We start from the raw sequence: 18,708 nt of genomic DNA on the forward strand, positions 1-18,708 counted from the left end.
AGCTATGCTGCGCAAAGTCGATACCACCGAGTCCCAGGGGTTCCTGGCGCACTATCGCATCCCGCCCCTGTCCTTCGTGCCGCACGCCCGGCTTCCCCGCGTCATCCGGCCGGTCTGGGAGGCGCTGAATGCAGGCAACCCGGCGATGGCGATCATGCGCGCCCGCCACATCCTGCTGACGCACCAGCCGGCCACGCAGAGCGAGCGGGCCGCGCTCAAGGTGGGGCTGGCGGCCGCCGAGCTCTACAGCGGCGCCTCCGACGGTGCCAGGCGGCTGGCCGGGCACGCCCTGGACCTGTACCCCGGCCAGTGGTCCGCCCACCGGATCATCCTGACGATCCTGACGGCACAGCGTGCCTACAAGGCCGCCTACATGCACCTGGTCAGCCTGGCTCCCGCCGGGCCGGTTCCCCTCTGGGATGAACCCCTTTCGGAGCAGGAACGCCACCTGGCGCTGGCCTCATGGGCCTGGCACCTGGCCGAATGGGAAACGGTGGCCCACCACCTGCAGGCCGCCTACCCGCAGGGCCTCGAAACCCTGCCGCCGGCGTTGCTGGAAGACTGGTTCCGGCTGTCCTTCTACCGCAACCAGCCGGAAGAAGCCGCTGCGGCCGCAGCCCTGCTCATCGCCGAACGGCCGGCCCAGAGCGCCGACGAGGTGCTGCAAACCCTGGTCCAGTGCGGATGGACGAAAGAGGCCCTTCCCCTCTACCGCACCGCCTTTGCCCGGGAACCCCGTAGCGAGCTGCTCCGGCGCCGTCTCGTGGCCCTCTGTATCCGCGAAGGCAAGCTGGACGAAGCCCGTGCGTTGACCCAGCCCGGCGCGCTGAGCCTGGCCGCCTGAGCCGCCTCTCCCGAGTGATGCCGCATGCAGCCCAACGGGACATCCAGACCGGCTTTTCGTTCCACGCTGAGCCAGCTCGAGCTGCGGAGCCCCCCGCTGCCCCACACGCTGCTCGAAGCCATGGAGCTCATCGACCGGCCGGACCAGCTCGAGGTGGAACCGGTCATCGAAATGGTGCAGCGCGACCCGATCGTCGTGGCCCGCCTGCTCCAGATTGTCAACTCGGCCTACTACGGGTTGCAGCGCTCCATCGACAGCGTCGACCGGGCCGTGGTGCTGCTCGGCCCTGTGGCCGTGACGGGCATCGTGCTCGGCATGAACATGCTCAAGCTGCGCTCGGCCCTCGAAGGCCCGGCCTCCCACTGCTTCATCCGGCTGATCCGGCACAGCATCGCCACGGCGTTCCTCACACGCCACCTCATGGAGGGCCCGCCACGCCTCGGCACCCCGCACAACCGCGTGCGTCGCACGGGCACCAGCTTCACGGCCGGGTTGCTCCACGACTTCGGCAAGATCATTCTCGTGTACAACTTCCCCCGCGAGGCCGTCGAACTCTACGAACAACGCGTCTATGAAGAACAGATACGGGCCGACGACATCCGGTCACTCGAACAGCTTCTCTTCGGCTACGACCACACCGAAGCCGGCGAGTACGTGGCCCGTAAGCTCGGCTTTCCCGAGGTCCTCGTGAACGTGATTCGCCTGCATCACGAACCCGTGCCCGGCACGGGCGACGCCGAGACCGATCATCTCATCCGGACCACCGTCGCCGCCGACCTGACGGCGAAGGCGCTCGGCTATCCGTTCCACGATCGCGTCTCCCGGGAACAATGCCTCGCACACCCCGTCTGGCGGGAAGTGTGCACCGGCACTTCCGCTCGCCCCGCGCCCGAAGCCCTCTCGCAAGAGCTGCAGGCGGTGCGCGAACACCTCGACGCCTACGTCCGGCACATGACGGCCTCGCTGTCTTCCCCCCCTTCCGCCGAAGACAGGGCCCGCAAGCGCAACTTCCGGGGCCTGCCCGGGTCCAACGTCCCCCGTTCCTGAGCAACCCTGACATGCCATGACGATCCTGGTCGTCGAGCCTTCGGCCACCACGAGACGCCTCATCAGCAACACGCTCATCCGGGCCGGCCTCCCGGCGATCGAAGAAGCCGCGAGCGGCGAAGAGGCCCTCGACGTGGCGGAGCGTGCCTATCCTCTGGTCGTCATCCTGGGGTATGACCTGGGCGACATGCGCGGGATCGAGCTGACCGCCCGGCTTCGCAAAACCAGCCGCCACAGCCAGACCCCGGTGCTCCTCGTCTCGGAACGCTGCACCCACGAAGACGTGCTGTATGCCGTGGAAGCCGGCGTCGATCACTACGTGCTCATCCCGTTCGAGTCGGACGGCTTCCTCCAGAAGGTCCGGGCTGCCATCCAGAAGGCAACCCACCATGCGGCCGACCATGCCGCACGCGTCATACCGCTCAAGAAGCGCTACATCTCACGGCGGATGCGTTGATTTCTCGGCCATGCAACCGGCCGGCCCCGCAGCATACGAATCGACGGGGTCGGCCCGTTATGCAGGCGGTTGCGACCGGCAACCCGGCACGTTTTTTTCAACGTGTCGTGGTGTCTTTCAAAAGCCTGTTTTTCTGCCATATTGGCGGATCTGGACGTATCGAGGAATCATCCGGCGGGTGTGACCGTCCAGAGAACGGCACACCCTGCAAAAACGAAGGAACAACGACATGCGCCTATCCAAGATCTCCATCGGCATTCTGGTCCTTGCCGCTTTTCTGGCCGGCATCCTCTTCACCTCGGCGGGCAGCAACCTGTTCGATTCAAAGTCCCTGACCGAGGAGAGCCGTGCCGCCGACAGGACCTTCGAGCCGGGCCGCACCGTCCCGCCCTCACCGGCGCTGGCGGCGGCCCGAGACTTCGAGAACGTCTTCATCCAGGTAGCCGAGCTCGTCAACCCCACCGTGGTACAGATCCACTCCGAGAAGGTGGTGGCGCGCCGGTTCGCGAATCCCTTCGAAGGCACGCCGTGGGAGGATTTCTTCAACATGCCCGGCTGGGATCGGGAGCAGCGGTTCCGGTCCCAGGCGCTGGGCTCCGGCGTCATCATCCGGTCCGACGGGTACATCATCACGAACAACCACGTGATCGACGGAGCGGACGCGCTGGAGGTGAAGCTCTTCAACGGCGACGTCTACAAGGCCGAGGTCGTCGGGGCGGACGCGGCCAGCGACCTGGCCGTCATCAAGATCGACGCCGAGGACCTGCCCCACATCGCCTTCGGTAACATCGACGAGGTGCGGGTCGGGCAATGGGTGATGGCCTTCGGCTCGCCGCTGGCCGAGGAGCTGAGCAACACCGTCACGTCCGGCATCATCAGCGCCATCAACCGGACGAGCGCTACCCTGAGACAGCTCAACCAGTTCGCGGCCTTCATCCAGACCGATGCGGCCATCAACCCCGGCAACTCGGGCGGCCCGCTCGTGGACCTGCAGGGCCGGCTCATCGGCATCAACTCGGCCATCTACTCCCGCTCGGGCGGCTATCAGGGGATCGGCTTCGCCATCCCGGTGGACGTGGTCGAGAACGTCGTGACCCAGTTGATCGAGCACGGCAGCGTGGACCGCGGGTACCTGGGTGTGTACTTCGGCGGGGTGAGCCCGGCGCTGGCCGAGGCGCTGAAGGTGCCCCGCGGCGCCGCACAGATCACCTCCGTCGAACCCGGCACCCCGGCCGAAAAGGCCGGCCTCCGCGAAGGGGACATCATCATCGCCGTCGACGGCCAGGAACTCCGCGACAACCAGCAACTGGCCACCATCATCGGCAACAAACGGCCCGGTGACCGGGCGGAGATCACCGTCATACGCGACGGCGAGCGCCTAACCTTCACCGTCACCCTCTCGAAACGCCCGGACGACCTGGCGGCGGCCGACCAGAACGGGCGAGAAGGCCGGGGGCAACAACGAGACATGGAAGAAGCCCTGGGCCTGCGCCTGCAGAACCTGACTCCCGCCCTTACCGAACGACTCGGCATCAGCGGGCAGAACATCACGGGCGTGCTCATCGCCGACATCGACGCGGACAGCCACGCCTTCCGGGAGGCCGAGCTGCGCCGGTATGACATCATCACGGAGGTCGATCGCAAACCGGTCCGCAACGAAGCCGAATTCTGGAAGGTGTTCGACCGGGTCGAGCCGGGCAAGTCCGTCATCGTCAAGGTGATCCGCGTGGTGCAGGGACAACCCCAGACCTTCTTCACGGCCCTGACGAAACCGGCATCCGAGTGATGCAGGCCGGGCCGGAGACGTCCTACCGGCTCAAGGAAAGGCCGTGCCCACCCGGGGCATGGCCTTTTCATGTTTCCTCCGGCATTTGACGGACCCGGATAGTAGAGGGAAACCGTCGAATTTGGTAAGTTGCTTTTTCCCTGCCCCCCTTTCTTTTCCTGCAAGCCTTCTATCATGACCGACATTCGCCGTCTTGTCGAACGCGTGGCGGCCGCCATGGGACCGGAGGCCCGCCCGGAGCAGGTGGAGGCCGTGGCCCAGGCCGTCCTGGACGAAGTGCTCGGCGACCGGATACCCCCGTCCCCGCCCTACGACTCGCCCGAACCCGGCGAGCGGGCCATCCTGACCGCCTATGGTCTGGACCGCCCCGGTATCCTGGCCGCCATCACGAACGTCGTCTCCGAGGCCGGGTGCAACATCCTCGACGTCTCGCAAAAGATCCTCCAGGGCTACTTCACGCTCATCATGCTGACCGACATCACCGACCTGAAAGGTACGCTGCGTGCCCTTCAGGACCGGTTGACCGAGGTCGGTCATCGGATGCAGGTGCGCGTCATCCTGCAACACGAGGATCTTTTCAACGCCATGCACCGGCCCTAGCGCCGCCCCCCCCGCCCTTTGCTCTCGGCACCATGCACTACGACATCCGCGAGGTCATCGACACGGTGCAGATGCTCGAAGTCGAGCACTTCGACATCCGCACGATCACGCTCGGGATCTCACTGCGCGACTGCAGCAGCCGCCTGCCCCAGACGGTCCGGGCCCGCGTCTACGACAAGATACGGCGCACGGCCGCCCATCACGTCCGTGTGACCGAGGAGATCGAATCGCTCTTCGGGGTGCGGATCACCAACAAGCGCATCGCCGTCACCCCCATCGCCCTGGTAGCCGACGGGGCCGGGCGCGACGTGTTCATCGACCTGGCCCGCGTGCTGGAAGCGGCTGCCGCCGACGTGGGCGTCGACTACATCGCCGGGTTTTCGGCCCTCGTCGAAAAGGGAATGACTGCCGGAGACCGGGCGCTCATCGACGCCCTGCCCGAGGCCCTGGCTGGAACGGAGCGGGTCTGCGGCTCGGTCAACTGCGGCTCGACGGCGGCCGGTATCAACGCCGATGCCGTGCTGGCGATGGCCCGGGCCGTGAAGGAGACGGCCCGCCTGACGGCAGACCGGAACTCCATCGGATGTGCTCGCCTCGTGGCCTTCTGCAACGCCGTCCAGGACAACCCCTTCGTGGCCGGCGCTTTCCACGGCCCGAGTGAGCCGGAGGCAACCATCAACGTGGGCATCTCTGGGCCGGGCGTCATCCTGCGTGCCGTCAATGAGGTCGGTCCCGATGCCGACTTCGGTACGCTGGCCGACGCCATCAAGCGCACGGCATTCAAGATCACCCGGGCGGGCGAGCTGATCGGCCACCGGTGTGCCGAACAACTCAGCCGGAAAACCGGCACCCCCATCTCGTTCGGCATCGTCGACATCTCCCTGGCGCCGACCCCGGCCGAAGGCGACTCGATCGCCGAGATCCTGACGGCCATGGGACTCGAAGACGTCGGCGCGCCCGGCACCACGGCGGCCCTGGCCCTCCTGAACGAATCCGTCAAAAAGGGGGGGCTCATGGCGGCCCGGTACGTCGGCGGCCTCAGCGGGGCCTTCATCCCGGTGGCCGAAGACGAGGCCATGGTGCGGGCGGCCCTGCGAGGCCATATCAGCCTGGAAAAGCTCGAAGCCATGACCGCCATCTGCTCCGTCGGCCTCGACATGATCGCCCTGCCCGGCGACACGCCGGTGGAGACGATCGCCGGGATCATGCTCGACGAGTTCGCCATCGGCATGGTGAACAACAAGACCACCTCGTGCCGCCTCATCCCGGTCGCCGGCAAGCAGGTCGGGGACGTGGTGGACTACGGCGGGCTGCTGGGACGCGCGCCGATCATGCCCGTCTCGGCCCTCTCGAGCGTACCATTCGCCCGGCGGGGCGGTCGCCTCCCCGCCCCGATCCGCAGCCTGACGAACTGACTCCCGCCCGGCGCCGCGATGAAACTCACCGTTCAAACGCTCACGCTGCGGCTGCACACCCCCTTCCGGATTGCACACGGCACCAGCACCGAACGCCAGAACGTGCTCGTCCGGCTGGGGGAGGGACTGGGCGAAGGGGCCCTGCCGCCTTACTACGGCCATGCCCTGCGGGAGGTCGTCGCCTACGTGCAGGGGCTGGACGCAGACGCCCTGCTGGCAACCGACCCGCCCCCCCTCACCCATTTGCTCGACGACCTGCCGCCCGGTCCCGCACCGGCCCGCGCCGCCGTCGACATCGCCCTGCACGACCACTGGGCCCGCCGCCTCGGCCAGCCGCTCTACCGCCTCTGGGGGCTCGACCCGCACCGCATGCCGCCCAGCGCACGCACACTCGGCATCCCGGAGCATCCGGCCGAGTTGCAACGCACCCTTGCTCCCCTCACCGACCCGCCCCTGCTCAAGCTCAAACTGGGCACCGGCGATCCGGCCCGCGACCTCGCCCTCGTACGCCGCGTCCGCGCCGAAACCACCGCCCCGCTCTGCGTGGACGCCAACGGCGCCTGGTCCCTTCGCGAAGCCGCCGCGTTGATCCCGAAACTGGCCGAGCACGAACCGGTTTTCATCGAACAGCCCATCCCGGCCGAGGAGGCCGACGCGTGGCACCTGCTCCGCCGCCTCCTCCCGCGCGGGATGCCGCCCCTGATTGCGGACGAGAGCGCCCGCACCGCCGACGACGTGATCCTGCTGGCCGGCGCCGCCGACGGCGTCAACGTCAAGCTCTCGAAGGCCGGCGGGCTGGCCGAAGCCCGGCGCATGATCACCCTGGCCCGGGCGCTCGACATGAAGGTGCTCCTGGGATGTATGATCGAGAGCTCCGTCGGCCTTACCGCCGCCGCCCACCTGGCTCCCCTGGCCGACTTCCTCGACCTCGACGGAACCCTGTTCCTGGCCGATGACCCCTTCGACGGCCTGACCTTCGACAACGGCCGCATCACCCTCCCCGACCGCCCCGGCCACGGCGCCATCCCCCGGCGCTCCTCCTGACCCCGAACACCGAAAGCGCCTCCCCCATGCGCATCGCCTGCCCGAAATGTGAATACGAACCCCGCCGGGACGACCGCTGGCAGTGCACCTGTGGGACGTGCTGGAACACGTTCGAGACGCAGGGCCGCTGCCCCGGCTGCGGCAAGGTGTGGCGCCGGACGTGCTGCCCCCGCTGCTTCCGGTGGTCGCCGCACCACGACTGGTACCGGGATCTCCCGCCGGTCGATGCCCTGCTGCACCGGGCGGACGAGCCCGCCTCCTCCCGTACCGGTTAATCGCGGGTGATGCGCAGGACGATCTTCCCCGCATTGCGGTTGGCCTCCATGCGCCGGTGGGCGTCGGCCACGTTGACCCAGTTGTAGACCGTGTCGATGACGGGCCGGACGCGCCCCTCCTGCAGCAGGTAGTTCAGCAGCGACGCCACTTCCTTCGTCAGCCGGATCTTGTAGTCCAGTTCCCGGTCGCGCAGGGTCGAAGCGATCATCCGGGCGCGTTTCTGGAAGAGCAGGCGGAGGTCGAGCCGGTCGAGGCGGCTGCCGCCCAGGGTGGCCAGCAGCACCAGCCGGCCATCGCGGGCCAGGGCTTGCAGGTTGCGTTCCAGGTACGGCGCCCCGATGAAGTCGAGGATGAGGTCCACACCCCGTCCCTTCGTCGCCTTGCGGACGCGCTCGGCGAAGTCCTCCTCGTGGTAGTTGATCGTCAGCTCGGCGCCCAGCTCCCGGCAGAGGCCATGCTTCGAGGGGGAAGCCGTGATGAACGCATGGGCTCCGGCCGCACGCACGATCTGTATGGCCGCCGTCCCCACGCCACTGCCGCCGGCGTGGATCAGGACGCGCTCGCCGGCCCGGAGCTGGCCGAGCCAGTAGAGCGCCTGAAAAGCCGTCAGAAACGCCTCGGGGAGGGCCGCCGCCTCCTCGAAAGAGAGGTTGTCCGGGATGCGCATGGCCATGTCCTGGTGAATGACGGCATATTCGGCATAGCCGCCGCCGGCCAGCAGGCCGAAGACCCGATCCCCCGCCTTCCACGCCGTGACATCCTTACCCACCTGCTCGACGACACCGGCCATCTCCAGCCCCAGGATTTCCGGCGCCCCTTTCGGGGGCGGATACCGGCCCTCCCGCTGCAGCAGATCCGCCCGGTTCAGGGCCGTCGCCTCCACCCGGACGAGCAGTTCGTCTTTCTTCGGGCGTGGCCTGCGGCACGTGCCGATATAGAGTTGGTCGGGACCACCAGGGCGTTTGAGCAGAACGGCTTTCATGAGGCGGGAAAGGATCGACGGGTGTTTTCGATGCGCCCCAAGGTAAACCGTGCGACCGGTCTCCATCAACCCACCCGGCCCGGTCCGTGAAAAGCGGAATCGCCGGCGAGGGAGCCGCCGAAAAAATGTTTAAGGTCCCCCGAAAAGCGACGATAAACGAGGCAGCAACCGCCAGTTGCTTGCCAGTCCAGAACCGTTCACCAATCCCACGAGAACCATGGGAGCTTTCGGAGACTTTTCCCGGATCAACACGAACATCCAGGCGCTCGATGCGCTGCGTCGCTTCCAGCTCACCAACCAGAACCTGGGTGACCGCCAGCTGCGCCTGGCCACCGGCAAGCGGATCAACCGCGCCGAAGACGACTCGGCCGGCTTCCACATCGCAAAAAAGCTGGAAGCGCGCGTGCGCGGCCAGGCCCAGGCCCTCGCCAACATCGGCGACGCCAAGAGCATGCTGACGGTGGCCGAAGGCAGTCTGGGGACCATCATGGAGATCCTTCAGACGATGAAGGAGAAGGTCGTCCAGGCCGCCAACGACACGATGGGCACCGACGAGCGAACCGCCATCAAGAACCAGCTGGACGCCCTCTCGGCAGAAATCGATGAAATCGTCGGCGACACCACCTTCAACGGCACGTCGCTCTTTTCCGCAAGCGCACAGACGAGCTTCACGTTCCAGGTCAATGCCGAGCAGGGCGACACGTTCTCGGTCACCCTCGCCACGTTGTCGGCCTCGAATCTCAGTGTGGCTATCGGCGATCTCACTGTCGCCAGTGCGGCAAGTGCCGGTGCCACCCTCGCTCGGATTGACACGGCCATCACCACGATCGCGAACGTGCTGGCCAACATCGGTGATAGCCAGAAGCGGCTGACCTTCAAGCAGGACGCCCTCTCGACCGCCATCACGAACTACGAGGCCGCCCGCAGCCGCATCGAGGACGCCGACTTCGCCAAGGAGCAGATGGAGATCGTCAAGCTGCAGATCCTGCAGCAGACCGGGATCGCCTCGCTCGCACAGGCCAATTCCGGGCCGCAGGCCATCCTCCAGCTGCTCCAGTAACCGGCTCCGGCGCGGTTTCTGACCAAAATTTTCCGGAAAGCTTAAGAAAGCTTTTCATTCTGCCGAAAAAAGAGACTGTGCTCGCCGGCATGTCTTCAGGCTGCCGGCAGGCACAAAAAAGAGGCGCGGAACCGTGCTGCCACACCGTCCCGCGCCAGAGATCCCCCTCAGTGCCTGTTTGAAACCCTACACCAGACTACCCAAGGAGGAAATATTATGGCTTTTGGAGATCTGACCCGGATCAACACGAACATCCAGGCCATGGACTCGCTGCGTCAGTTTCAGCTGACGAACGAGCACCTGGGCCTGCGCCAGCTGCGCCTGGCTACGGGCAAGCGCATAAATCGTGCCGAAGACGACTCGGCCGGGTACAACATCGCCCGGAAACTGGAGGCCCGCATCCGCGGCCAGGCCCAGGCCCTCGCCAACATCGGCGACGCCAAGAGCATGCTGACGGTGGCCGAAGGCAGCCTGGGCAGCATCATGAATATCCTTCAGACGATGAAGGAAAAGACGGTCCAGGCCGCCAATGACTCGATGGGCACCGACGAGCGAACCGCCATCAAGAACCAGCTGGACGCCCTCTCGGCAGAAATCACCGACATCCTCGGCGACACCACCTTCAACGGCACGTCGCTCTTTTCCGCAAGCGCACAGACGAGCTTCACGTTCCAGGTCAATGCCGAGCAGGGCGACACGTTCTCGGTCACCCTCGCCACGTTGTCGGCCTCGAATCTCAGTGTGGGTAGCAGCGATCTCACTGTCGCCAGTGCGGCAAGTGCCGGTGCCACCCTCGCTCGGATTGACACGGCCATCACCACGATCGCGAACGTGCTGGCCAACATCGGTGATAGCCAGAAGCGGCTGACCTTCAAGCAGGACGCCCTCTCGACCGCCATCACGAACTACGAGTCGGCCCGCAGCCGCATCGAGGACGCCGACTTCGCCAAGGAGCAGATGGAGATCGTCAAGCTGCAGATCCTGCAGCAGACCGGGATCGCCTCGCTCGCGCAGGCCAACGCCGCGCCGCAGTCGGTGCTGTCGCTGTTCTAAGGCAACAAAAAACCCACGCCATGGGAACGGTTCTGGCATAGCTCCCGTGGGGTCAGGAAGGAAGTGGCGAGCCTTCCGGCAACAGCCTCTCCGCAGCGGCGGGGAGGCTGTTTGCTTTCCCCCCCATGGCGTGGGTTAATGGGCACAAAAGTCGCAAAGCCCGCCCGTATGATCAGGCGGCCCCGCGTCGCTCCGCATAGACGATGCCCAGCTTCAGGGAAGCGATCAGGGCCTTGATGGCCTTCGCTCCGTATTCTTTCTTTTCCCGCAGCGCCTGGAAGGCCCGTGCATGGTCCCCCAGGCCGCTCCGGGCACACAGCACCCCCAGGATGCGCAGCAACTCGTCCGGGTTCAACACGAAGCGTACGGCGGTTCCGGCGGCCTCGTTCAGGTTATAGGCTTCGAGCAGCATCAGCATGCCGTCGCCGGGTTTTTGTGCAGCCAGCAACGCCAGCCCGGTGGTGTAGTAGGCGATCGGCTCCCGGCGGTCGAGTGTGAGCATCTCGTTGGCATGCACCAGAGCCGCCGGGATGTTGTTCAGCTTGAGGGCGGCCTGGGCCGCCAGGAGATGGGTGTAAAAGGCATTCTGAGGCAATAGCAGGCGGTAATCCAGCTCTCCGGTGATGTCGACGACATCCTGGTATTGCTTGAGAATGAAATAGGCCACGGCAAGCTGGTAGCCGTAGTAAGCCCGATATTTTGCCGAGCGCGGCCGCGTGTACTCCGCCTTGAGTAGTTCGATCCGCGGCGTATACTTCTGCACCATTCCTTCCGCCGAAAGGGCATAGCCGGTGTGGATGATTTCGGCCTCGACGCGGACGAGCTTCCGGCCGGTGCGCTCCATGTAGGCGAGGAGCTTCTCCTGTACCTGATGGTGCACGCGCCCTTCGTAGCGGATCTGTGGGTCGTTGCGGAAGATGCGCTCCTGCCACACCCGGTCGGCCGCCATGATCTGCCCCTCGGGCAGCAGGTTACGCACCAGCAGTTGTGCCGCGGCAACCTCCGGATGGCGGATGATTTTTCGTATACGCTGCCAGTGACGATCGTCCGGCAGGTACTCGTCGCCGTCGAGGACCAGGATGAAGTCCCCGCCGGCCTTGTCGAAGGTATAGTTGCGGGCGACGGCGAAGGAACCGGGCCATTCGATCTCCTCGAAAACGTCTGCATAGCGCCGGGCGATCTCCTGCGTTCCGTCGGTCGAGCCGGTGTCGATGACCACGATCTCGTCCACATGAGGCCGGGCGAGGGAGAGACACCGCTCCAGGTTCTCCGCCTCGTTCTTGACCATCATACTGAGGGAAAGGGACGGCTCTCGTTTGCGCCTGCGGGCGATCTTTCTTGCTGCTCGGGCCATGGGTCTTCATTCGCTGTCGCACCTGCGATGGACGACTGCCCGGGAAAACGCGTACCGGCGTTCGAACGAACGGGCAGCCGCCGGAGGGCGAGGGCAATGCTTCGGTTCAGCCCGGACCTGCCGGAAACATGCCAATCCGAACGGCCGGCTGCGCCTCGTTGCGGCCGGCGGGTTCCCCGGAGACGCTTGCCGGGTACCGCCGGTGCATTTTTCGGGGCTTAAGACCGGATCCGGCCCTGCCGATACAAGGGGCGTACCCTGTTTCACCCCGACACTCCGGTGCCGGAAAAGGTGTCCTTCCCCGGAAAATCCTTCCATCCGGGCCACGTCCCGGGCGGCAGGGGCTACCGGGTTGCCCGCCTGCTTTCGGCACGTCCCTTGTCTCCCCGCCTTCTCAACCATCCAAGCGAGAGTAACAGCCATGCACACCGCGCTCCGCATGCGTCAGTACCAGCAGCAGGCCATCATGACGGCATCGCCGGAACAGCTCATTGCGAAACTGTATGACCTGGGCATTGCAGCCTGCCACCGGCAGGATCGGGCCAAGCTGCGGGCGGTCCTCAAGGAACTGATCGGGAGCCTGAACTTCGAGAAGGGCGGCGACATCGCACAGGGACTCTACAACATCTACGAATTCTGCCTCCGTGAGAGCATCAGCGGAGACCTCAACCTGATTCAGGAACTGCTCGACGAACTGCGCACCGTCTGGAAAGAGGCCGTGATCGGCCGGCAGGCAGCCTGACGTTCTGCGGTCCGGCGTGGCACGTTTTCCTTCACCCCAACCGGTTCTACCCCATGGTCAGCGCGCTGTTTGAAAGCCTCAAGGCGAACGATCCGTACGAGCTGCTCATCAGCCAGATCTTGCAGATCGAGAGCCAGCCCAGGCGTGACCTCGAGCTCAAGCGCTCGACGCAGGAGCGCATGAAAAAGGCGCTCGACGATCTGGACAGCAACGTTTCCGCGCTGCACACGCTGCTGACTTCCTTCACGGACACGCTCTCGAATCCGTTCGGGGCCCGCACGGCAACGCTCCCGGACACGACCTCCTTCACCGTCACCGCGAGCGACGACGCCCCGCCCGGAAGCCACACGTTGCAGGTGCATCGCCTGGCCTCGACCGACACGCGCCTGAGCAAGCAGTTCACCAGCAGCGGTACGTCCCTGCGGAGCTTCTTCGACACCTATGGCGCGCAGACCTTCGAGATCAGCGTTGCCAGCCCGACCGACGCCGACCCCAACAACCGGGTCGCCATCTCTGTGATGGTCAATCCGACCGGCACGACCGATGACGACATCCTCGACGAGATTGCCACAGCCATCAAAACGGCGATGGATGACGCGGTCGACAGCGGCCTCATCAAGTCTACGGAGGCCGGCAGCGCCTCCGTCGTCAAGGAAACCAGCGATACGTCGCGCCTGACGCTGCGCAGCGGGCAAACCGGCTACGCCAACCGCCTCGAGTTCACGGACTCGGCCGACGGGCTCCTGACCCTCCTCGAAGTCAACAAGAACGAGGTGGCCTCGGGCACCGGGGGGGGCCAGGTAACCCGCGTCGGTACCGGCGAAACCGACTCGGACCTCAACGCCAAGTTCACGCTGGACGGGCTGACCCTCTACCGGAGCACCAACCAGGTCACCGACGCACTCGACGGCCTGACCCTCACCCTGAAGCAGGCCGGCGACCCGGTCGACTTCTCGGTCGGATCGGACACCGAGGGCATCAAAGGCCAGATCAAGGACTTCATTGCCAAGTACAACGCCGTCCTGAACCTCATCAACAGCAAAACCCAGGTCGACGGCGACCTGGACATCCGCGCCGACTTCGCGGGGGACTCCCTGCTGACCGGCCTGCGTTTCGGGATGCGGAGCGAGATCGCCCGCCAGGTCTCGGGCCAGCCGGCCGGCGCTCCTACCCTGCTGGCCCAGATCGGCATCGAGACGAACGAGGATGGCACGCTCGTTCTGAAAGACGAGGAGAAGCTCACCGAAGCTCTCGAAGAGAATCCCGAGGCCGTCCAGAACCTCTTCGCCGGCAGCGACGGCGTGGCGACGCGCCTCAAGACCCGCCTGGATGCCTACCTGGGAGCCGACGGGCTCATCGACAACCGGATCGACTCCATCGAGCAACGGATCCTCCGCCTCGACGGCCAGATCAAGGACTTCGACGAGCGGCTGGCCCTGCGGGAACAGCAGCTGCGCGAACAGTTTGCCAAGCTGCAGGAAGCCATTGCCCTCTTCCAGGGACAGCAGCAATTCCTCGGCGGCCTCTTCGGCTAATCCACCCGTGCAGTGTGGCACGGCATTTGAGCCGTTCCCCCACAAACCCGTGCCATCGCCATGCAAACCGACTTGCTCCACGCCATCTATGCAACGGGAGACCGGATGTACCAGGCCCTCCAGGACGACGACCTGGAGGCCTTCTACACCCTGCTGGCGGAGCGAGCCGGCCTGATCGAACAACTGGCGGCGGCCCCCCGACCCGTAAACCCGACCCGGGACCGACTGGCCGAGGCCTTCAAACAACAGCAACGTCGCCTCGAGGCCGCCCTCGCCCGGGAAGAAAACCGGCTCCGGGAAGCCCTCGGCGAAGTAACCCGGAGCCGCCAGGCACACCGGCAGTACCGCCAGCAGCCGGTCGTGCGCTCCCTCCTGAACAAAAACCTGCAGGGCTAGTTTGTATGGCTATCACGCCGCCCTGCACACCGCTGCCCGTCGAAACCATGGCCTACATCAGCCGTCGAGCCGCGTAACCGGTAGCACCAACCTGATCCCACGATGGACATCCGCAACGCCACCCCGGGCCTGAACGGTACCACGCCCCTGCAGCCCGCTTCCCCCCACGAAACGGGAAAGCCGGAACCGAACGTGCGCCCCGCACCGCTCGACCGCGCCTCCACCGCCTCCCCCGGCGACCGGCTGGACCTCTCCCCCGAGGTACAGGCACGCCTGGAGGTGCAGCGCAACCCCGAGACCCTCTTCGCGCGCAAGGCCCTCAACGAACTGCCGGGGCTGAGCCAGGAACGCCTGGAAACCATCAAAAGCCGCCTGGAAGAAGGGTATTACAGCCTCCCGAAGGTGCTGTCCGTCATCGCCGACCGGGTAGCCGATGAGCTGTCGGGCGACCTGCACGCCAAGGCCGGGCTACACACCGGCTCTCCCGGTGAGCACGACGGCTAGATGTACCCCTCCTCCCGGTACTTACGGAGCTTGTTACGAATGGTGCGGGCACTGATGCCCAGCCGCTCCGCCGCCATCTGCTGGTTGTTGCCCGTCTCCGAGAGCGTCTGCAGAATCATATAACGCTCCATATCCTCGATCGTCTGCAGCGTATCCGGCGGCCGCTCTCCCGCCCCGGCCTCAAGGTTCTCCGAGAAGAACTCGTCGAAGACGTGCTCCACCGCAATCGTCTCCTCGTCACCGCTGAGCACCACACCCCGGTGCACCAGGTTCTCCAGCTGCCGCACGTTGCCGGGCCAGTGATAAGCCTTGAAACGATCGAGCAACTCCTTTGAAAGGGTCTTCTCCGGCAGTTCGTAGATCTCGCAGTATTTTTTGACGAAGTGCCGTGCCAGCAGCGGGACGTCGCTGCTACGCTCCCGCAACGGCGGCACCGAGAGGGGAAAAACGGCGAGGCGATGGTACAGGTCTTCCCGGAAGACGCCTTCGCTGATGGCCTCGCTCAGGTCCCGGTTGCTCGTGGCGATGACCCGCACGTCCACCTTTTGCGTCTCGGTGGAACCCACCTTCTGGAACTCGTGCTCTTGCAGCACCCGCAGCAGCTTGGCCTGCACGGGCAGGTCGATCTCGGTGATTTCGTCGAGCAGGAGGGTGCCGCCGTCGGCGCGCTCGAAGGCTCCCGTCATGTCGTCGATGGCGCCGGTAAAGGCTCCCTTGCGATGGCCGAAGAGGTGGCTTTCGACCAGCTCGCGCGGCAGGTTGGCACAGTTGATGGTCACGTAGGGCCCGCCGGCCCGGTCGCTGATCTGGTGGATCAGGCGTGCGAGCACTTCCTTGCCGGTACCACTTTCGCCCTGGATGAAGACGGGGGCTCGGTTCCGGGCCACCCGGGGCAGCATGGCTTTGAGCCGTTTGATGCTCGGGGCCTCGCCAATGTACTCCACGGTCGCCCCTTTCGCCCGGCCTGCCGGCTTCGCCCGGGGCCGCTTCGTCTCGGGAGCAGGCACCGGCGCCGCCAGGGAGGCCTTCACCCGTTCGACCAGGTCGGCCGTGGTGAAAGGCTTCGGGATGTAGTCGAAGGCGCCGTGTTGCATGGTGCGCACGGCATGCTGCACGTTGGCATGCGCCGTGATCATGATGACCCGGGTCGAAGGATACTCCTGGCGGATGTGGGCCAGCAGCTCCAGCCCGTCCATGTCCGGCATCATGAAGTCGGTCACCACCAGATCGAACGCCTGCTCCTTGAGCAGTTCCATGGCCTGCAGGGCGTTGGAACAACTGACCACCTGCATGCCGTGCCGGGCAAAAAGACGCTCAAAAAGGTTGTGGAGAAGCTGCTCGTCGTCGACGAAGAGGATGCGCGGTTGCCGATCCATGGGGCTTGCGTGGATACGTCCGAACGATCGTGGCGCGACGCCGGGGTCGCAGCCTAAATATAAGACGTAATCCGGCCTCTGCCACGCCTGCCGTCCCTGCCCCGGTTCAATTTCCCGATCACGCACTTCCCGGACGAAGCCCGGACCGGTTGCCTTCCGTTCCAGGACCGGCAAGCGGCAGCGTCAGCACGAAGCAGATGCCGGACTCGGCACCGTTGGCAGCCAGCTCCAGCCGTCCCCCGTGCGCTTCGGCGATCCGGCGCCCGATGCAAAGCCCGACCCCCAGGTTGTGTGCCTTGGTCGTGAAAAAGGGCATGAACACCTTGCTTTCGGCTTCCTCTTCGTCGATCCGGCCGTCATTGTGGACCTCGAACCGGATCACCTCGTTCGGCGGGTCCGGTATGACCCGAAAGCGCACGTCGCCGCCGCTGCGGGTGGCATCGAGGGCGTTCTGGAGCAACACGAGCAGGGCCTGGCGCAACAGAACGGGATCGGCCATGAAGAACAGGTGGCCGTGCGGTGGCACCTCGAAGCGAATCCGTTCCAGATCGGCCTCGTCGACGGCCGCGAGCAGGTTCTCCAGCACGTCACGCAACCCCACGCGGGAGAACACGGGTTCGACCGGCTCGCTGTAACGCTGCAAGTCGGCCAGGATCCGTTCGATCCGGACGGTGCTCTCGAGGATACGGAACGCCAGATCGCGCTGCTCGCGGGTGGGCAGCGAATCGATCAGCAGGTCGGTATAGCCTTCGATGCCGGCGACCAGGCCCCGCAGGCGATGGGCCAGCACGAGCGCCAGGTGACCCAGCGAGGCCTCCTCGTCGACGCGGTGCACCGGCCGGGATACCCCCGCCCGGTCGAACCGCTCGGGCATGAAACGTTCTGTCACAGGGTCCACGCTGCCCTCCACCTTGAGAGATACGGCCGGCAGGGAGCCGCCGGCCCGCACGTGCCCCTCCGTGGATCAAACGACATGCCGCCCTCAGCCCCCGCAGCCGGCGCGTGGACAGCCCGGAACGCCCTCTCCGAAACCGGCAAGAATTTCCCGGATGCGGCGCATTTTCCCGCCCCGCCCGTCCGGGTCGTCCGGGACACGCCCGCGCCTCTCCTCGCTCTTTCACAGGGACCCAATCCAGGGCGTATCGGCTACACAGGGCCGTGCTTAAACGACGGCCCGTTGCTTTTCCGGGCCGGTCCGGGGAGGTCCTCGCGCAACACCCCCCGCACGACCGCCCCCCCTCCGGCATCCCCCGGCTTCGGGCACAGAGGTTGCACAGGCCGGAGGCAGACAAGCAAACGAATGCCTTTCGCGAGACATGGAGACGCCGAAGCTCAAACTGCTCTCCCGCGCCATGCAGGCCTACACCTGGCGCATGCAGGCGCTGGCCGGCAACATCGCCAACCTGGATACGCCGGGCTACGACCGGATCGCGGTCTCCTTCGAGGAAACCCTGCAGGAGATGCGCCACCAGGTACCGAGCCTGCGCGACGTCACAGACGTGGAGCCGCGCGTGAGCGTGGAGGAGCGTCCCCCCGTTCTGGAAGAGGAGATGATGGAGCTGGCCGACACCCAGATGCGCACCCAGTTTGCCACCCGGGCCCTGCACGACCACTTCGGGATGCTGCGCATGGGCATCACCGGCCGCACCGGCTGATCCCCCATCACACGACCGTCGTAACCTGCTCCCGTCATGCTGATCAACAACCGCTTCTTTCGGGTTTTTCGGGCTTCGGCCCGCGGGCTGCACGCCCAGCGCGTGGCGCTCGGGACGGCCGCCGAGAACATCGCGAACGCCGGTACCACCCGCACCGAGAACGGTACCCCCTACGCCATCAAGCGCGCGGTGCACCAGGTCGCCGAAGCAGACTACCGGCGCTTCAGCGACCTGCTGGACCGCATCGAGGGCGAGATGGCGGTCCGGGATGCGCGGCACCTGGAGGGCCTCTCGCTCCGGCGTCGCCTGCCCGACATCGAGATCGGCCCGGAAACGGAGGTCGCCGAGGCCGTGCGGCTGCGCCGGGAATACGACCCCACGCACCCCCACGCCGACGCCGACGGCTACGTCCACTACCCCGACGTCAACATCGTCGAGGAGATGGCCATGATGATCTCGGCCAGCCGCATCTACGAGGCCAACCTGAGCGCCGTGCAGACGGCCAAAGACATGATCAAGCGAACCCTGGAGATCTGACCCCGGCCCACCCGAGGCAACGCGTACGCGCCGCAACCCCTTTCG

Annotated in this window: 20 protein-coding genes; 16 read left to right on the forward strand and 4 right to left on the reverse strand. The window is 65.8% G+C overall.

Annotated features, from left to right (window positions below; translation table 11 throughout):
• Positions 1-4: 4 nt before the first annotated feature.
• From GQ464_RS03475 to GQ464_RS03510, 8 genes are all read left to right on the forward strand, one after another.
• Entirely contained in the window at positions 5-844 is an 840-nt protein-coding gene (locus GQ464_RS03475) for a hypothetical protein (RefSeq protein ID WP_166974875.1), read from the forward strand.
• 24 nt (positions 845-868) lie between these two features.
• Positions 869-1,891 carry an HDOD domain-containing protein gene (locus tag GQ464_RS03480; RefSeq protein WP_166974872.1) on the forward strand — a complete coding sequence of 341 codons (1,023 nt, stop codon included), beginning with the start codon at positions 869-871 and terminating at the stop codon, positions 1,889-1,891.
• Positions 1,892-1,907: 16 nt separating this feature from the next.
• Positions 1,908-2,348 carry a response regulator gene (locus tag GQ464_RS03485; RefSeq protein WP_166974869.1) on the forward strand — a complete coding sequence of 147 codons (441 nt, stop codon included), beginning with the start codon at positions 1,908-1,910 and terminating at the stop codon, positions 2,346-2,348.
• 229 nt (positions 2,349-2,577) lie between these two features.
• Complete coding sequence (locus GQ464_RS03490; RefSeq protein WP_166974866.1) at positions 2,578-4,134, forward strand: Do family serine endopeptidase; 1,557 nt, start codon at positions 2,578-2,580, stop codon at positions 4,132-4,134.
• 174 nt (positions 4,135-4,308) lie between these two features.
• Positions 4,309-4,734, forward strand: a complete 426-nt coding sequence (locus GQ464_RS03495) for an ACT domain-containing protein (RefSeq protein WP_166974863.1) — start codon at positions 4,309-4,311, stop codon at positions 4,732-4,734.
• A gap of 32 nt (positions 4,735-4,766) precedes the next feature.
• Complete coding sequence (locus GQ464_RS03500; protein ID WP_166974860.1) at positions 4,767-6,149, forward strand: PFL family protein; 1,383 nt, start codon at positions 4,767-4,769, stop codon at positions 6,147-6,149.
• A gap of 18 nt (positions 6,150-6,167) precedes the next feature.
• Entirely contained in the window at positions 6,168-7,193 is a 1,026-nt protein-coding gene (locus GQ464_RS03505) for a mandelate racemase/muconate lactonizing enzyme family protein (RefSeq protein WP_166974857.1), read from the forward strand.
• 26 nt (positions 7,194-7,219) lie between these two features.
• On the forward strand, positions 7,220-7,468 hold the full coding sequence (locus GQ464_RS03510; protein ID WP_166974853.1) for a hypothetical protein: 249 nt from the start codon (positions 7,220-7,222) through the stop codon (positions 7,466-7,468).
• Here the strand turns inward: GQ464_RS03510 and GQ464_RS03515 are convergent.
• Positions 7,465-8,451, reverse strand: a complete 987-nt coding sequence (locus GQ464_RS03515; RefSeq protein ID WP_166974850.1) for an NAD(P)H-quinone oxidoreductase — start codon at positions 8,449-8,451, stop codon at positions 7,465-7,467. The two genes, GQ464_RS03510 and GQ464_RS03515, sit on opposite strands and share 4 nt — an antisense overlap.
• A 217-nt stretch (positions 8,452-8,668) precedes the next feature.
• Between GQ464_RS03515 and GQ464_RS03520 the strand changes: the two genes are divergently transcribed.
• Both GQ464_RS03520 and GQ464_RS03525 read left to right on the forward strand, forming a co-directional pair.
• Entirely contained in the window at positions 8,669-9,511 is an 843-nt protein-coding gene (locus tag GQ464_RS03520; protein WP_166974847.1) for a flagellin, read from the forward strand.
• A gap of 216 nt (positions 9,512-9,727) precedes the next feature.
• On the forward strand, positions 9,728-10,564 hold the full coding sequence (locus tag GQ464_RS03525; RefSeq protein WP_228350562.1) for a flagellin: 837 nt from the start codon (positions 9,728-9,730) through the stop codon (positions 10,562-10,564).
• A 172-nt stretch (positions 10,565-10,736) separates the two neighbouring features.
• Here GQ464_RS03525 and GQ464_RS03530 read toward each other — a convergent pair whose 3' ends face one another.
• The gene (locus GQ464_RS03530; protein WP_166974841.1) at positions 10,737-11,855 is read right to left on the reverse strand and encodes a glycosyltransferase family 2 protein; all 1,119 of its coding nucleotides are present in this window, start codon (positions 11,853-11,855) and stop codon (positions 10,737-10,739) included.
• Between the two features lie 484 nt (positions 11,856-12,339).
• Between GQ464_RS03530 and GQ464_RS03535 the strand changes: the two genes are divergently transcribed.
• From GQ464_RS03535 to GQ464_RS03550, 4 genes are all read left to right on the forward strand, one after another.
• A complete protein-coding gene (locus GQ464_RS03535; protein WP_166974839.1) occupies positions 12,340-12,660 on the forward strand; it encodes a flagellar export chaperone FliS in 321 nt (106 codons plus the stop codon).
• A 53-nt stretch (positions 12,661-12,713) separates the two neighbouring features.
• Positions 12,714-14,195, forward strand: a complete 1,482-nt coding sequence (fliD, locus tag GQ464_RS03540; protein WP_166974836.1) for a flagellar filament capping protein FliD — start codon at positions 12,714-12,716, stop codon at positions 14,193-14,195.
• A gap of 60 nt (positions 14,196-14,255) precedes the next feature.
• A complete protein-coding gene (fliT, locus tag GQ464_RS03545) occupies positions 14,256-14,591 on the forward strand; it encodes a flagellar protein FliT (RefSeq protein WP_166974833.1) in 336 nt (111 codons plus the stop codon).
• A 102-nt stretch (positions 14,592-14,693) separates the two neighbouring features.
• Positions 14,694-15,095, forward strand: coding sequence for a flagellar biosynthesis anti-sigma factor FlgM (locus tag GQ464_RS03550; protein ID WP_166974830.1), 402 nt, complete (start codon positions 14,694-14,696; stop codon positions 15,093-15,095).
• Here the strand turns inward: GQ464_RS03550 and GQ464_RS03555 are convergent.
• Together GQ464_RS03555 and GQ464_RS03560 are read right to left on the reverse strand one after the other, a co-directional pair.
• On the reverse strand, positions 15,092-16,471 hold the full coding sequence (locus GQ464_RS03555) for a sigma-54-dependent transcriptional regulator (protein WP_166974828.1): 1,380 nt from the start codon (positions 16,469-16,471) through the stop codon (positions 15,092-15,094). The two genes, GQ464_RS03550 and GQ464_RS03555, sit on opposite strands and share 4 nt — an antisense overlap.
• A gap of 118 nt (positions 16,472-16,589) precedes the next feature.
• Complete coding sequence (locus tag GQ464_RS03560; protein ID WP_228350563.1) at positions 16,590-17,369, reverse strand: sensor histidine kinase; 780 nt, start codon at positions 17,367-17,369, stop codon at positions 16,590-16,592.
• 418 nt (positions 17,370-17,787) lie between these two features.
• On the opposite strand from GQ464_RS03560, the gene GQ464_RS03565 reads away from it, so the two are divergent.
• On the forward strand, positions 17,788-18,126 hold the full coding sequence (locus tag GQ464_RS03565; protein ID WP_166974822.1) for a flagellar basal body rod protein FlgB: 339 nt from the start codon (positions 17,788-17,790) through the stop codon (positions 18,124-18,126).
• 36 nt (positions 18,127-18,162) lie between these two features.
• Complete coding sequence (flgC, locus tag GQ464_RS03570; protein ID WP_166974819.1) at positions 18,163-18,663, forward strand: flagellar basal body rod protein FlgC; 501 nt, start codon at positions 18,163-18,165, stop codon at positions 18,661-18,663.
• Positions 18,664-18,708: the final 45 nt, after the last annotated feature.

This window comes from Rhodocaloribacter litoris (genome assembly GCF_011682235.2).
Classification (GTDB): domain Bacteria; phylum Bacteroidota; class Rhodothermia; order Rhodothermales; family ISCAR-4553; genus Rhodocaloribacter; species Rhodocaloribacter litoris.